Origin of the sequence: Halopseudomonas salina, from assembly GCF_014637955.1 — a bacterium.
GTDB classification, from domain to species: domain Bacteria; phylum Pseudomonadota; class Gammaproteobacteria; order Pseudomonadales; family Pseudomonadaceae; genus Halopseudomonas; species Halopseudomonas salina.
Window position 1 is genome coordinate 113,189 of record NZ_BMFF01000007.1, and the last position, 15,383, is coordinate 128,571.

Annotated in this window: 11 protein-coding genes; 6 read left to right on the forward strand and 5 right to left on the reverse strand. The window is 57.8% G+C overall.

Annotation, left to right across the window (positions count from 1 at the left end; all coding sequences use genetic code 11):
- The 5 genes from IEV54_RS14935 to selB form a co-directional block, all read left to right on the forward strand.
- Nucleotides 1-1,380: methyl-accepting chemotaxis protein (locus IEV54_RS14935; protein WP_188434475.1), on the forward strand; the 1,380-nt coding region annotated here is incomplete at its 5' end.
- Nucleotides 1,381-1,516: 136 nt separating this feature from the next.
- Complete coding sequence (locus IEV54_RS14940; protein ID WP_150278908.1) at nt 1,517-2,953, forward strand: thioredoxin domain-containing protein; 1,437 nt, start codon at nt 1,517-1,519, stop codon at nt 2,951-2,953.
- Complete coding sequence (locus IEV54_RS17485; RefSeq protein ID WP_308420837.1) at nt 2,950-3,480, forward strand: UGSC family (seleno)protein; 531 nt, start codon at nt 2,950-2,952, stop codon at nt 3,478-3,480. The genes IEV54_RS14940 and IEV54_RS17485 overlap by 4 nt, the downstream gene beginning before the upstream one ends.
- Nucleotides 3,481-3,577: 97 nt before the next feature.
- Complete coding sequence (gene selA, locus IEV54_RS14955; RefSeq protein WP_223825535.1) at nt 3,578-4,975, forward strand: L-seryl-tRNA(Sec) selenium transferase; 1,398 nt, start codon at nt 3,578-3,580, stop codon at nt 4,973-4,975.
- A complete protein-coding gene (gene selB, locus IEV54_RS14960) occupies nt 4,972-6,816 on the forward strand; it encodes a selenocysteine-specific translation elongation factor (RefSeq protein ID WP_150278905.1) in 1,845 nt (614 codons plus the stop codon). Before selA ends, selB begins: the two co-directional genes overlap by 4 nt.
- Here selB and IEV54_RS14965 read toward each other — a convergent pair.
- Entirely contained in the window at nt 6,813-7,991 is a 1,179-nt protein-coding gene (locus IEV54_RS14965; RefSeq protein WP_150278904.1) for a multidrug effflux MFS transporter, read from the reverse strand. The two genes, selB and IEV54_RS14965, sit on opposite strands and share 4 nt — an antisense overlap.
- Before the next feature lie 157 nt (nt 7,992-8,148).
- Nucleotides 8,149-9,582, reverse strand: a complete 1,434-nt coding sequence (locus IEV54_RS14970; protein ID WP_150278903.1) for a sodium-dependent transporter — start codon at nt 9,580-9,582, stop codon at nt 8,149-8,151.
- An 86-nt stretch (nt 9,583-9,668) separates the two neighbouring features.
- Here IEV54_RS14970 and IEV54_RS14975 point away from each other — a divergent pair, with 86 nt between their 5' ends.
- A complete protein-coding gene (locus IEV54_RS14975) occupies nt 9,669-11,450 on the forward strand; it encodes an ABC transporter transmembrane domain-containing protein (protein WP_150278902.1) in 1,782 nt (593 codons plus the stop codon).
- A gap of 13 nt (nt 11,451-11,463) precedes the next feature.
- Here IEV54_RS14975 and IEV54_RS14980 read toward each other — a convergent pair whose 3' ends face one another.
- From IEV54_RS14980 to IEV54_RS14990, 3 genes are all read right to left on the reverse strand, one after another.
- Nucleotides 11,464-12,651 (reverse strand): MalY/PatB family protein, encoded by a 1,188-nt coding sequence (locus IEV54_RS14980; protein ID WP_223825534.1) that lies wholly within the window; start codon nt 12,649-12,651, stop codon nt 11,464-11,466.
- Nucleotides 12,652-12,705: 54 nt separating this feature from the next.
- Entirely contained in the window at nt 12,706-14,841 is a 2,136-nt protein-coding gene (gene ovoA, locus IEV54_RS14985) for a 5-histidylcysteine sulfoxide synthase (RefSeq protein ID WP_150278901.1), read from the reverse strand.
- Between the two features lie 152 nt (nt 14,842-14,993).
- Nucleotides 14,994-15,242: a DUF2789 domain-containing protein gene (locus tag IEV54_RS14990; RefSeq protein WP_150278900.1), complete on the reverse strand. Its 249-nt coding sequence runs from the start codon at nt 15,240-15,242 to the stop codon at nt 14,994-14,996.
- Between the last annotated feature and the right edge of the window lie 141 nt (nt 15,243-15,383).

Here is a 15,383-nt window from a genome sequence, read left to right on the forward strand (position 1 = left end):
TTATTTCAGGATATGGATCTGAGCCTGGAGATCCCAGCTCAACCTGGGCTGATTGGCAAGCTTGGGCATTTCACCGCCAAGCTACAGCAACGCATTACCTTGAGCTTGCACGCAGCGGTGGGCATAGCCTCCCATGCACCTCAACTGGCCAGAATTGCGCGTACTACTGAAATCCATGGAGAACAACTGGCGCAGTCTTCCGAACTAATAGCCAGCGCTGTAGAGGAAATCAGCGCCAGTCTCGAGGCTGAGCTGGTCCCGGGGGCCACTGCTGTAGCTGACCTTTCCAGCGATGTCACCACTCAGCTCAAAGACTGCACCAGTGAGAGCCAACTGGTGCTCAGGCAGGTGCAGACTATTCAAAATACGGAAGAGCAGCTAGCCAGTGAAATCATTCAGTTAGGCAAACAGATTGAGGAGGTCAACCAGGTTATTGTCATGATTGCGACCATTTCCCAGCAAACCAATCTGCTGGCATTGAATGCCGCCATTGAAGCTGCTCGCGCCGGAGAACTCGGTCGAGGCTTCGCGGTGGTCGCAGACGAAGTCCGACGCCTGGCGGGCAACACCACTGAAGCAACCAATCAGGTCAGCCAGATCATCGACGGCTTTCGATCCAGTATGCAGCGGTTACACCAAGCAGGCGAATGCATGCATCAGGCAGTCGTCGATGGTCAAAAAGGTATTCAGAGTGTAGACCAGGGTCTTATTGAAGCCACGAGCGCGATGGAACGGCTGGATCAACGCGTTGCCGGTATGGCCAGCGGCACTGAGCAAATTGGCGCAGCAGTACGCTCTGTCAGTAAGGACGTACAGAACGTAGCTGATGTGGCAGGTGAGTTGCAGCTTGGCGCCACCGCGGTGCGCGAGCATAGTGATGCCGTACGCAATGAGAGCGACAGGCTATTGGAGGGTCTTGGCGATTTCCAGCTTGGTATCCACCAGCAGATTCGCAAAAGCGTTACAGCCCTGGCCGCAGAGCCCTCCATGATCGCCAGCATTCGCGATGCAGAGCGGGCCATGCAGCAATGCATCGCCCGCGACAATCGTCTGGAATTGCTGTATCTCGTGGGCGCCGATGGCATCCAGGTCAGTGAAAACATCTTGGCCGCAGATCTGCCTGTGGCCAAGAACAGCGTGCGCGGCAAGAACTGGTCCACGCGCCCATGGTTCCGTGCGGCCAAGGAACAGCTAGCTCCCCACATCAGCCCGGTGTACAGATCATCTGCGACGGACGCATTCTGTTTTACGCTCTCTACTCCCGTATTCGACATGGAAGGTCGATTACGCTACGTACTGGGCGCAGACGTGCGCCTGTCCGCATTACTGACGGACGTGACTGCAAAGGGTCGTGGAACTCGACCAAGCCTCGCTGTTTGAAACGGGTTTACGGGCACACGACTGCAGCAGATCTGGCATAGACGCGGTCGTGTGTCTCGATTTGCGACAACAGCCCTGCCCCATCAAACCTGATGATAGTGCTTGCCTGACAGGCATAAGCTGCTACAACTCTTGTATGCAAACACTACCTGATGGACTCATCGTTATCCTCAAGCGCGCTTGTCCAACCTGCGCCCTCATTGAACCCGTGCTCGCCCAGTTGGCTGGCGGGTCGCTGCCATTGACTGTCATAGTGCAGGACACCGCTGATTTCGACGTGGGCCGTGGCCAGCAAATTGCTGATGACAGCCTGGAATGGTCCTGGCAACTCAACTGTGAAATTGTGCCGACACTGATCCACCGTGCAAAAGGTGCAGAAGTTGATCGCACCTACGGCTGGTTTCGAGAAGACTGGGAAAAGCTCAGCGGCGTATCCGGGTTAGGTGCTGATCTACCCGCATCTCGCCCAGGGTGTGGGTCCAAAACCCAGGATCCAGGCGTCGCCGACCGCCTGGCCATCCGCTTCGGCGCGGTCAAGTTCAATTCCCGCGAAGTGGAAATCGGCGAAAGCGAAGATCCCATCGAAGCCTGTCACGAGCGTGGTTGGAGCGATGGCCTGCCAGTCGTTCCACCGACGCCGGAACGCGTCTATCGCATGCTCCAGGGCACCACTCGCAAAGCCGACGAGGTATTGGGATTAATGCCGCCGGACCTGGTGCCCTGCACCGTCGAGAAGGTGGCGATCAATGCGGTAATGGCTGGCTGCAAACCCGAATATATGCCCGTGGTGCTGGCCGCGGTCGAAGCTGCACTGATTGACGAATTCGGCATGCACGGCCTGCTCTGCACCACCATGTTTGCCAGCCCGCTGGTTTTGGTGAACGGTCCGGCGGCCAAGCGTGTAGGCATGAATTCCGGCGTCAACTGCCTGGGCCAGGGTAATCGGGCCAATGCCAGCATCGGGCGCGCCCTGCAACTGGTGGTGCGTAACATCGGCGGCGGCCGTCCCGGCGAAATTGATCGCGCCACCATGGGTACTCCGGGCAAGTACACTTTCTGCTTTGCAGAAGCAGAGGACAGTGATTGGGATTCCCTGGCGGTGGAGCGGGGTTTCAGCGCAGACCAGTCGGTCGTCACCCTGTTCGCCGCTGAAGGGGTGCAGGCGATCGTTGACCAGAAATCCCGCACACCCGAATCCCTGGCCCGCAGTTTTGCATTGTCGCTACGCTCGGTTGACCACTACAAGCTGGTGATGCACGGCGATGCGATGCTGGTGGTATCACCGGAGCATTGCCGCGTATTTACCGATGCCGGCTGGAGCAAGGCGCGCCTGCATGAGGAGCTAGGCAGGTTATTGACCCTGCCAGGCAAGGATCTGGTCATGGGCGCCCAGGGTATTACCGAAGGCATGCCGGAGAATTTCGCTGGCGCTGATTTACCCAAATTTCGTCCTGGTGGATTGATGATCGTGCGGGCCGGTGGCCCGGCCGGTCTGTTTTCCGCCGTAATCGCTGGCTGGGCTGCGTCTGGCCCAACCGGCTCCACCCCGGTTAGCAAGGAGGTATTGGCATGACATCGCCAACCGTACTGCTCGACCCAACCGCCGAGCGTTCTGCGGCCAGCCGAAGCCTGACAGCCCGGCCGGCGACCCTCGACGGGCTTACTGTCGGCCTGCTGGACATTTCCAAGGCACGCGGCAACGTGTTGCTGGATCGCCTGGACGAGCTTCTCAGTGAGCGCGGAATCGAAGTGAAACGCTATCGCAAGCCCACATTCGCTCGCATTGCACCCACTGATCTGAAACAACAGATCGCCAGTGAGTGTGACGTGCTCGTTGAAGGGTTGGCCGACTGAGGCTCCTGTACCTCGTGCTGTATGCATGATATAGGCGACCTGGAAGGCAGACAGATACCCGGAGTAGGCATTGCCTCGACCGAGTTCATCGACGCGGCAAAAATGCAGTCCAAGGCATTGGGGATGGAGCCGAAGATGGTTTTCGTCCAACACCCGATTCAGGACCGTACCGATGAGGAACTCAGGTTGCTGGCAGACCAGGCACTGGACAACATTCTGCAAGCATTGACGTTGCAAGGCGCGTGATCAAGACGGGCCCTGCCCGTCTGGAGACTTGGCTGATGACCCCGCAGGTGTCATCAGTCGCGGCTCTTTGTCTATTGATCACGAGGCCTACCTTACAGTGTCAATCACCAAGCTGGACACCCGCCGTACCCTCCCCGCCATGGACCAGATACTAGGCTGGCCGCTCATACGCGTGCTCGCAGAACAGCATGGCCAGACGCTGGTCAAATGTCTGGTAAACCAGCAGCTGGATCTATTGCGCAAAGCGCAACAACCCTGTGAGCCTGTTCAGTTTGCCGCCAACGTCGAGCAGCACATCCATGGATATCTTTCGCCTTCCCTGCGCAAGGTTTTCAACCTGACCGGCACTGTGCTGCATACCAATCTGGGACGCGCGCCACTCCCCGAAGAAGCCATACAGGCCATGTGCGACGTGTCCCGGGGCGCGAGCAACCTGGAGTTTGATCTGGGCAAGGGCAAGCGCGGCGACCGCGACAGTCATGTAGAGCAGTGGCTGTGTCGTCTGACCGGCGCCGAGGCAGCTACCGTGGTGAATAACAACGCCGCCGCGGTCCTGCTGACGCTCAACACGCTGGCCAAGGGTAAGGAAGTTCTCGTCTCGCGTGGGGAGCTGGTGGAAATTGGCGGCGCATTTCGCGTGCCCGACATCATGCGCCGTGCGCAGGCAAAACTGCACGAGGTGGGCACCACCAATCGCACGCACCGGCGCGACTACGACGAAGCAATAAGCCAACGCACCGGTCTACTGATGACCATCCACACCAGCAATTACGTTATTCAGGGATTCACAGCCAGCGTCGCCGAGCATGAGCTGGCCGAAAGCGCCCACGCCCACGGCCTACCCTATGCCGTGGATCTTGGCAGTGGCAGCCTGATCGATATGCGGCAATGGGGTCTACCCTATGAGCCGACGCCCATGGACAGTCTGCGTGACGGCGCGGACCTGGTGACCTTCAGTGGCGACAAATTACTCGGTGGTCCACAGGCCGGAATTATTGTTGGCAAACGCGAACTGATCGAGAAGTTGAAAAAAAACCCGCTCAAACGAGCCTTGCGCTGCGACAAGGTCACGCTGGCAGCGCTGGAAGCTGTACTGCGATTATATGCCAGCCCGGAAACCCTCAGTCAGCGCTTGCCTGCACTGCGCTGGCTGAGCAGACCCCACCTGGATATTACCGCGCAGGTGGAGCGTCTGCTTCCTGCGATGCGGCAGTGGGCGGGTGACCGCGCCACGGTCAGCAGTGTGGCGGTCATGGGTCAGATAGGCAGCGGGTCACTGCCGATCGAACGTTTACCCAGTGAAGCAATCGCCTTCACTCCTGCCGGGCCCGCGCGTTCCGCTAATCGCCAATTGCGCGAACTGCAACGGGCCCTGTTGAATATGCCAGTACCCGTAGTCGGGCGGATTCACGACAGCCGTCTGCTTCTCGACCTCCGCTGCCTGGATGAGGAACAACAACTGATCGACCAGCTTGCCCGCGATAAGTCGACATGATTGTCGCCACTGCAGGCCATGTGGATCACGGCAAGACAGCCCTGATCAAAGCGCTGACAGGTCAGCATACCGATCGCACAGCCGAGGAACTGCGCCGCGGCATCAGTATCGAGCTGGGTTACGCCTACCTCCCGGGCGACACCGGGCAGAGCATTGATTTTGTTGACGTACCCGGCCATGAAAAATTCATGCGCACGCTGCTTGCGGGTGTCGGCTGTGTGGATGCATTGATGCTGGTCATTGCTGCAGATGATGGTGTAATGCCGCAAACACGGGAGCACCTTGCGCTGGTTGGACTGCTTGAAATCCCGCGTCTACTGATCGTGATCAGCAAGACTGGCCTGGCAACATCGGACCAGATAGTGGCAATTGAACGGGATGTTCTGAGCCTCATAGAACAACAGAATCTCCCTGCGACGATATGTTTACATGTCGACAGCCTGCTTGGTACTGGAGTCGAGGCAGTTGGTGCGCAGTTACAGTTATGGGCGTCCATTACCCCGAAACCCAACTCCAACGAACCGGCACGACTGGTTATTGACCGTCACTTCAAGCAACCCGGACTTGGTTCAGTTGTTACCGGCACGCTGCTGGGGGGGCAGATTGGAACTGGTGACTTTTTGCAGCTGTCCGATAACGGCGCACTCGTGCGGGTACGGGGTATCCAGATTCATCACCGTGAAGCGAAGCAGGCAAGTGCCGGCCAGCGTTGCGCCCTCAACCTCAGCGGCGACCTGCAAGACGCAGCTTTAGGGCGCGGCAGTCAGCTGCTGGCCAAGGGTTCGTGGGCGCCTACCAACCGCTTTGATGCGCGTCTTTATCTGCAGGAACACAACCTGCGCGGTACAGTACAATTGCATATCGGCAGCGCAGTGGTAGGCGCTCGCCTGGTGCCGCTGAAGGGATTGCAATCATCCGATAGCTACGGCCAGTGGGTCCTGGAGCAGCCCCTGTGCTGCTTTCACGGAGACCGCTTCATTGTTCGCGACCCCGCTTCCAGAACCTTGCTTGGCAGTGGCGTTGTCGTTGACCCCTTTGCGCCCCAGCGCGGGCGCCAGAAGCCTGAACGCCTAGCCCTGATCAGAGCCATGGATCAGGTCGGCCCCGATCAGGCACTGGAAACCATGCTCGATGTTCAGTCAGAGGGCGTCGATACCCAGCGTTTCATGCTTAGCCGTCGGCTGAACTCTGTTCCATCCATTTCCACGGATACGCTGCAGATTGGCGGCTGGTTATGGACCCGCGCCAACCTCGAGGCCCTCATACAACAGGCCATAGCTGCGGTCAGTCACTATCACCAGATCAACCCCCAGCTGCTCGGGCCTGTTCGAGCGCAACTGGGGAAGCAATTGGGGCTGACAGCAGATAGCCGGACACTGGCAGCTATCCTGCGCCTGGCACTGGACAGGAATCACCTGAGGCAAACCGGACCTTGCCTGCACTTGCTGACCCATACCCCACAGCTCGATGCACAGGTAACTGACTGGTTCGACCGGGTCCGGCCCGCGTTTGTTGAGTGCAGCCCCCGCCCGCCGGTAATCGGGGACATGATCAATCAACTACAGGTCGACAAACATGTACTACTGGACTGGCTGGATCGGCTGAGTGCAGCGGGGCTGCTGGTTTTTATAGCCCGTAACCGCTATCTGCTCCCCGCAGATGCTGACCGGCTATTGAATGTCGCGCGGGGTCTGGCAGCAGAGCAGCATGATGGGCATTTTTCCACGGCGAACTTCCGTGATCGCAGCGGCATTGGTCGCAACCACAGCGTGGCGGTGCTGGAGTACTTTGACCGTGCCGGCCTCACCCGTGCTTCAGGCAACACCCGGATACTGCGCTAGAAGTCGAGCCCACCTGCCCGACGGGCCTGGCGCGCCATCAGGACCACCAGTACCCCACATACAGCCATCACCCCTGCCATGGGTACCGCAGTGCCATTATGCAGAATACCCACGAGGGCTGAAGTAATACCCGCAATGATGAACTGCATGGTCCCCATCAACGCTGAAGCCACACCAGCCTGGTGCCCATGGCCCGCCATGGCGCAGGCCGACGAGTTGGGTAACACCAGAGCCACCACTGCAACGCTGCCGAACAAGGGCAACAGCAAGGGCCAGAGCGCGTCTGGTTGCCAAAGTGCCGTGCCCAGAAGCCACAACGTACACAACAGATAGATGAGCGTCGTGCGCTGCAATAACTTGACCGGCGGCCGACGCCGAAGCATTCGGCTGTTGAACTGGGCAAACAGAATGAAGCCCGCGGCGATGGCACCGAAGAACCAGCCAAAATGCTCCGCTGGCACACCGTACAGCTCGATAATCACAAAAGGCGAACCAGCGATATAGGCGAACATGCCCGAGATTGCAACGCCACCCGTTAGCGCATGAAACATGAATACCGGCTCACGCAGCAACTGCTTGTACCGGCCAAATGCGCTGGAGAGCGGCGCTGGCGGCTGCAGATTGGAAAGCGTCTCACGCAGGCCAAAAAACACAGCAAAGGCGAAGAGTGCGGAAAAACCGGCAAGGAACAGAAAGATCAATGGCCAGCCACTGAGCTTCAGCAGCAGACCACCGCCCAGAGGGGCGAGAATGGGTGCAACACCCATTACCAGCATCAACTGGGAGAATGCCTTGGCAGCATCGATGGGCTTGCACAGGTCCCGTACTACCGCCCTGGTCACGACCATGCCAGCACAGCCACCCAGTGCCTGGGCGAAACGGGCAGCCAGCAACCATTCCAGGGTAGGAGCAAAGGCGCAGGCCAGAGAAGCAAGTGCAAAAAGACCGATACCGAAGAGCAGCGGTTTGCGGCGGCCAAAGCGGTCAGCCAGCGGGCCATAAAAAATCTGTCCCGAGGCCAGGCCTAGAAAATAGACCGACATGCTCAATTGGATATGTTCAATATCCGTCCCAAAGGAGTCAGCCATGGCCGGAAAAGCGGGCAAATAGAGATCAATCGCCAGTGGACCGAAGGCACTGAGCCCACCGAGGATGAGCAATATGTTGAAGGGCATGACGTATTCCGTTTAGCGACGGCGGAGAAAATTCCGATTCACAGAAGCGTCATGATGCCAGAAACCGGCCACAGCTGCCGGCAACAGAGTGTTGCAGCAAAGGGACGAGATGCTGGTGAAAAGCCGGACAGGCAAAGGAACCCGTCCGGCAAGGGAGTCAGCGGCGGACCAGGAATGTCCTTCCGGCGGTAAAGGCACCAATCATCAGCAAGGCCAGCACGGCGGGTGCCACGTTGCCTTCGATCTGAGGAATGGTACGCAGAAATACAAAGGCAACGGCAGTCGGCGCAACAAAGCGAACGAGGAATTGCCACACGGCAAACCAGGTTGCGTTAGTCGCCATCTGTGCCATGACCTGCTCACGCGTGAGTGCCCAGCCAGCAAACAGCGCAATCAGCAAGCCGCCCAGCGGCATCAGGATATTGGTAATGAATTCCAGCACATCGAAGGGCGAGCGGCCAAACAGCTCATGGGTAATCGTACCCTGCGACCAGACATTGAAACTGAACACTGTCAATAATCCCAGGAACCAGCAACCGACGATCATCATCAGCACAGCCAGCGGCCGACTGAAACCGAAGCGTTCGACCAGCCAGGCTGCGACCGGCTCCACCAGCGAGATGGCAGAGGTCAATGCTGCCCCGATAACAAGGATGAAAAACACGCCGCCCAACACGGAACCACCAGGTAGCTCGGCAAAGGCTAGTGGCAGGGTAACAAACATCAGACCCGGACCCTGACCTGCCTCCAGGCCACTGCCAAATACCAGGGCAAAGATAGCCACGCCGGCCATAAGGGCAATCAGGGTGTCGACCAGAGCGATGGAAATAGCAGTGCGGGTGAGCGAGGCTTCGTCAGACATATACGCGCCATAGGCCATGATCGCGCCCATGCCCAGACTCAGAGTGAAAAACGACTGCCCCATGGCTTCCAGCCATCCTTCCAGGCTGAGATCGGCAAGATTGAAGGTAAACAGGAAGCTCAAGGCAGCACCTGCATCGCCGACCATCACCGCATAACCCAGCACGACCAGCAAAATCAGGAAGAGTGCCGGCATCAGAAACCGTAGGCCGCCCTCGATACCCTTGTGCACGCCCATGCCGACAATCAGACCAGAAGCGGCAATGAACAGGGTGTGGTACAGGATCAGCAGACTCGGAGAAGCCAGCAAGGTATCGAATGAGGCGCTGATTTCGCTTGCATCAGCCCCCGCCAGAGCGCCGGAGAACATCTGCATACTGTAGTGAATCGCCCAACCGGCGATCACCGAGTAAAAACTCAGAATAAGAAAGGCCGCAGCCGCACCCATCCAGCCAATCGTACGCCAGCCTCTGCTGGTGCCGTGACTTTCGGTAAGGTGCTGCATGCCCAGAATCGGACTTTTACGACTGGAACGACCCAGTAACGTCTCGGCGATCAGGATCGGAATACCCACAATCGCAATAGTAACGGCGTAAACCAGAATAAAGGCACCGCCGCCGTTCTCGCCCACCAGATATGGAAAGCGCCAGAGGTTGCCCAGGCCGACCGCAGAGCCTACGGCTGCAAGCAGAAAGGTGCCTTTGTGGGTCCAGATATTTCGTGAGCTCATCAGAAAGGGTTCCAGGGGCTGATTATTCAGGAAAAAAACGCCGGCAAGAGTACCATAGGCGCACCAATAGCTCGACCGGATGCGCCATGAAGACCAGCCCCGCCCCAACTCGAAAAGCCCTGGCGCTAGCCCGATGGTTTGTTGCCCCCTACCGGTGGCAGGTCCTCGGAGCCATGCTTGCTCTAACATTTACTGCGGGCATTACCCTCTCTCTAGGACAGGGATTACGGCTACTGGTTGACCAGGGCTTTGCGACCCGATCGCCGGAGCTGCTCAACCAGTCTGTCGCACTTTTTGCTGTGCTGATTCTGGCGCTGGCTATAGGTACCTTCGCTCGTTTCTATCTGGTTTCCTGGATAGGTGAGCGGGTTGTTGCAGATATCCGCAGCCAGGTGTTCAATCATTTGATCGAATTACACCCGGGATTTTATGAAAGTAACCGTGGACTGGAAATCCAGTCACGCCTGACTGCCGACACAACGGTACTGCAATCCGTGATCGGCTCCACCGTCTCTATCGCCCTGCGCAATGCGCTGATGTTGTTGGGCGGGATCATCCTGCTGTTCATCACTAACCCGAAACTGACCAGCATCGTGATGCTTGCGATCCCATTGGTCATAGCGCCGATCCTGTTTTTTGGCCGGAGGGTACGCACTCTGTCGCGTCTGAGTCAGGATCGGGTGGCTGATGTCGGCAGCTATGTCGGTGAGATACTCGGACAAATCAAGACAGTGCAGGCCTATAACCACCAGGCTCAGGACAAACAGCACTTCTCAGGCGTGGTCGAAGAGGCCTTCCAGGTAGCGCGCCAGCGCATACGCCAGCGTGCCTGGCTCACATTCGTGGTCATTCTTCTGGTGCTGGGCGCAATCGGCGTCATGCTCTGGGTAGGCGGTATGGACGTCATTGCCGGACGCATCACTGGTGGCGAGTTGGCTGCCTTCGTGTTCTACAGCCTGATCGTCGGGGTGTCCGCCGGTGCTTTGAGCGAAGTGATCGGCGAGTTGCAGCGCGCAGCAGGAGCCGGGGCGAGAATTGCCGAACTGCTGCGCACCGAACGTGAGATAGCCGCCCCACCGGAGAGCGAACGTTGCGAACTTCCCTCTGAGGTACCAGGCAACATCGCGTTCGAGAACCTGAGCTTTGCCTACCCTGGCCGACCGGAAGTCAATGCCATAGACGGCTTCAACTTGCGGGTTCAGCCTGGTGAGACCCTGGCACTGGTCGGACCCTCCGGTGCCGGAAAATCCACCCTCCTTGATCTGCTACTGCGTTTTTTTGATCCGTCGGCAGGGCGTATCACACTGGAGGGTTGTGATATCCGGCAACTGGACCCGCCCGATCTGCGCTGTTGCTTTGCCCTGGTTTCACAGAATCCCGCGCTCTTCCACGGCACTGTTGCCGACAATATTCGTTACGGCCGACCTGAAGCAGGCATGCCCGAAGTGATTGCTGCAGCCCGCGCAGCACATGCCGACGAGTTCATTCAGCAGATGCCCCAGGGCTACGACACGCACCTGGGCGACGCCGGACTGGGTCTATCCGGCGGCCAGAAGCAGCGACTGGCGATCGCCCGCGCACTGCTCACCGATGCACCGATCCTGCTCCTGGACGAAGCGACCAGTGCGCTGGACGCCCAGAGTGAGCACCTTATCCAGCAAGCCTTGCCGCAACTGATGCAAGGCCGCACCACGCTGGTAATCGCCCACCGTTTGGCTACCGTGCAGCATGCGGACCGGATTGCCGTGATTGATGGTGGCAAGCTTGTCGCCCTCGGAACCCACAGCAAACTGATCGAAAGCAATACCCTTTACGCGCGACTGGCACACCTGCAGTTTGGCGCAGCGGAGTCGTCAAAGCGAAACTGAGCCGCCTTTATATTCAGGTACGTTTCAATTCACGCACCGCCTGGGCAATACGCTCCATAGCCTGCTGAACTACTGCGCGCCGGGTACCGATATTGAGCCGCATATAACCGCTACCGGCCTCACCAAAACTCACCCCGGGGTTCATTCCAACCCGCGCCTCACGAATGAAAAACCTCTTCAACTCCGAGTCACTCATACCCAGGTCGCTGCAATCGAGCCAGAGCAGGTAAGTGCCCTCGGGCTGGTCCATGCGTATCTCGGGAATATGCTCGGTGAGATAACCACTGACCAGTTGCACATTGCCCTGCAGGTAGTCGAGCAACGCATCGAGCCAGGGCCCGCCTTGGCTGTAGGCAGCCTCGAAGGCAGCAATACTGAACGGATTGGCCGGTTCTATGTGCATCGCCTCGAAAGTGGTTTTCAAGGCCTGGCGGTGCGCCGGATCAGGAACGACCAGGGCCGACAGCCCCATGCCCGCAATATTGAAGGTTTTACTCGGCGCCACTGCAGTAATGATCTGGTCTTGCTCGGTTGCCAGTGCAGCCAGCATTGTGTGGCTATGGCCGGGGAATGTCAGGTCGCAATGGATGTCGTCGGAGAGAATCAGAAGGTTGTGCCGTCGAGCGATGTCGAGCAACGCGCGCAGCTCGCCTTCGCGCCAAACCCGGCCCACCGGATTGTGCGGTGAACACAGCGCGAGCACCCGCGCCTGAGGGGCGCATTGCTCGAGCTGCTCAAGGTCCATGCGGTACTCACCATCACGGCGTACCAGGGGATTGAGCACAAGCGAGCGACCGGTTTTGGCTGCGGCGGCAAAGAACGGCGGGTACACGGGCGGCTGCACGATGATACCCTCGCCTTCTGCTGCAAAGGCCATGGCAACGGCGTGCAGGGAAGGTACTACGCCCGGTGCCAGCATGATCCACTCGCGCTTGATCTGCCAGTTATGTCGCTGTGCAAACCAGTCGATCATCGAGTGATACAGGCTGTCGGGGAACAGTGAATAGCCGTACACGGGATGCTGCGCCCGCGCTATCAAGGCCTGAACCACCGCCTCTGGAGCAGCGAAGTCGGTATCCGCTACCCACATCGGCAGTACATCTTCGCTGCCGAAAACCGCGTTGAGCGCATCAAATTTTACCGAGTTGGTATTGCTGCGCTCTATTTGCTGATCAAAATCGATTATTGAATTTACCGCCACTGTATTGCTCTCCCGCGCGTTGCCGTTATGGCCGCCGAGCAGCAAATCGGCAGCTCAGCGGATTCTCTCCCAGACGGTGACTTCGGAAAAACTGTGCTGGAATTTGTGTTGCGTTTCGCGAATCACGAACTCCAGTTTCCGCGGATCACCCACCTGCACGAAGTGGCTGCCCAGTATGTCGCGCAACCCGTCCAGTGTCGTGTAGCTTTCACCGTCCTTCTTGTATCCGCCAATCCACTGCGCCTTCGGCGTGTGTTCCTCCAACCAGGTGTAAGGAGATGCCACGACCAGCAGTCCGCCAAGGTTGATACGCTGATGAACCTGTCCAAGGAACTGCCCCGGATTGTACAGGCGATCAATCAAATTGACGGCCATGATCAGATCGTAGCCAGTCAATTGCGGCTTTAGATTGCACGCATCACCCTGGAAGAACGCCACCTTGCCAACAGTATCAGCCAGCCCGTGCTGTTCAAGCGTTGCCGTGCGGTAGGAGACCAGATCACCTTCCTCGGTCAAGGTGTAACGCAACACGCCCTGCTCCGCCATCTCTACACCCTGGCTGACAAAGCGGGCAGAAAAATCAACTCCGGTCACTTGATCGAAATGCCGCGCCAGCTCAAAAGTGGCCCGGCCTGATGCGCAACCCAGATCCAGTGCACTGTGTGCGGGTCGATCGCCCATCACTTCGATGCACAGCTGCGCCACGGCAGCCGGGAAGTTGGCCACATTGAACCAGGTTTCGCCGTAATGAAACTCGGCATATTCCGACATCTGTCGGTCGCTTTCGTAGTAGGCGTTTGGTTCTATTGCTTGGGCATGACTGGACACGTAACGGAACCCCGCGTGCTGGAAGAAGTGACGACGGAAGGCATAACGGGCGCTGCGCAGCGTTTCATTGCCGCAGGACACCCAGGATCCGCCCTTGATCAGATTGTGTTGGTTATCGAATGTTGGAGTAGTGAAGTCATCGTATAGCGGGTGCACCTCGAACCCGTCAAAGGGATACATCGGCGTCTCGGTCCACTGCCATACATTACCTACCACGTCGAAGAAATCACCGTGGGCAAACCTGTTGACCGGGCAGGAGGACGCTCCGTGGTCAAGTTGCAGATTGGCCGCTGCAGTGGCATCGGCGGGCACTTCATTCACACCAGCCACATCATAGAGTCGATACCATTCATCTTCAGTAGGCAGGCGGATCGGTTCGCCAGTCTGCTCGGCCTTCCAGTTACAGAAGGCCTTGGCTTCGTGGTAATTGACTTCGGCCGGCCAATCCCAACGCATCTCCACTTCATCAGTCATCAGTCGCAAACGCCACTGCGCCCCTGGCACCCAGAAAGTCGGATGAGTTGCCTGGGCAAACTGCAGCCACTGCGTACCCTCCTCGTCCCAGAAGGCGTCGTTCTGATAACCGCCAGCTTTTACAAAACCCAGGAACTCGCCGTTCGAAACCAGGTAGCGACTTGCCTTGAACTCTTCCAGCTCAGTTTCGCGCAGACCGAATTCGTTATCCCAACCGTACATGGAGGCTTTTCGCGGCTTACCCAACTGCACTCGCCCAGCCGGTACGGGCAGCAACTCATTTACAGGGGCATGGGCATGCTCATGGGAGGGCCTCCAGTCTGGGTGCGCGCGCAGGTACTCCAGGCGGTGCTGGCGAATCAGTACTGTGGAGGTTTCCAGGTGAATGAGCTCGTGTTCGATACCCATGATAACTGGCCACCAGGTACTGTCCCAGGTGATGGGCAGTTGTAGAGGCAATGTATTGATCAAGTGCAGGACTGCCGCACGCACCTTGTCACGATAGGCTTTAACTTCTGCAACGCTGGGCCAGTCGTAGTGCGTTTCATCCAGATCGTCCCAGCTCATCTCATCCACGCCTACAGCGAAGATCGACTCAAGCCTGGGATCAATACGCTCTGGCAACAACTTGGCAAGCACCAGTTTGTTAACGAAGAAAGTAGCTGTGTGGCCGTAGTAGAAAATCAGGGGGTGCCGCAGGGGGATGGCCTTCTCATAGAAAGCCTGATCACAAGCCAGGGTCTGGAAAAGCGATTCATAGCGATCTGAAACAGCAGCATAATAATCCGCTATCTCGGCCCGCTTACGTTCCGGATCCTGGCCGTCCAGAGCTGGGGTTCTTTGCAGAAGCGCTGTTCCGGAAGCATGAAATTGTTCGGCGATGGTCATTGGCAGGTCCTTGGGCGGTGGTCCGCTGGTCTTGAGTGCACCCCTAATTATGCCATCGACCCTGACGCGTGCTTACCTGAAATCGTGTGTATTCGTGTCGTCGCTGATAATGCCACCAGCCGAGCGACGGCTCACTCGGCCTCAACAACGCGTTATCGAGAAGACGTATTCTCATGCAGGCGCGCGTTCAGCTCATCAACAACGGGTGCCCATTCAGCATCCTCTACTATCTCTTCCTTGAGAAATGCTGCCTGACTCGGTGTCCAGAATGGCGCTTCGGACAGTTTCAGCTCGTCTGACAGTGGATAGTGATCTGCAATAAAGGCTTCAATGCTGGTTTCATCACCATTCATACCCAATTGCTCGAATAGTATCTGCATGTTCTTTTGCTGCGTATCCATTTCATTCTCCTGAAGGTCTTCCTGCGGATATCCACGTGCTGGCATCAGCGAGCGTGTTGCTGTTCATTAGGAGGATAGCAAACGCAATCAGTTCCATAGCAGCGCGAGTATACAGACAAAGTTGGTTCACAACATTTCAGG

Bases quoted from the DNA above. Each gene is read 5' to 3' on its own strand.
- IEV54_RS14940 (WP_150278908.1), top strand. From the start codon at position 1,517: ATGCAAACACTACCTGATGGACTCATCGTTATCCTCAAGCGCGCTTGT.
- selB (WP_150278905.1), top strand. From the start codon at position 4,972: ATGATTGTCGCCACTGCAGGCCATGTGGATCACGGCAAGACAGCCCTG.
- IEV54_RS14965 (WP_150278904.1), bottom strand. From the start codon at position 7,991: ATGCCCTTCAACATATTGCTCATCCTCGGTGGGCTCAGTGCCTTCGGT.
- IEV54_RS14970 (WP_150278903.1), bottom strand. From the start codon at position 9,582: ATGAGCTCACGAAATATCTGGACCCACAAAGGCACCTTTCTGCTTGCA.
- IEV54_RS14975 (WP_150278902.1), top strand. From the start codon at position 9,669: ATGAAGACCAGCCCCGCCCCAACTCGAAAAGCCCTGGCGCTAGCCCGA.
- ovoA (WP_150278901.1), bottom strand. From the start codon at position 14,841: ATGACCATCGCCGAACAATTTCATGCTTCCGGAACAGCGCTTCTGCAA.
- IEV54_RS14990 (WP_150278900.1), bottom strand. From the start codon at position 15,242: ATGGATACGCAGCAAAAGAACATGCAGATACTATTCGAGCAATTGGGT.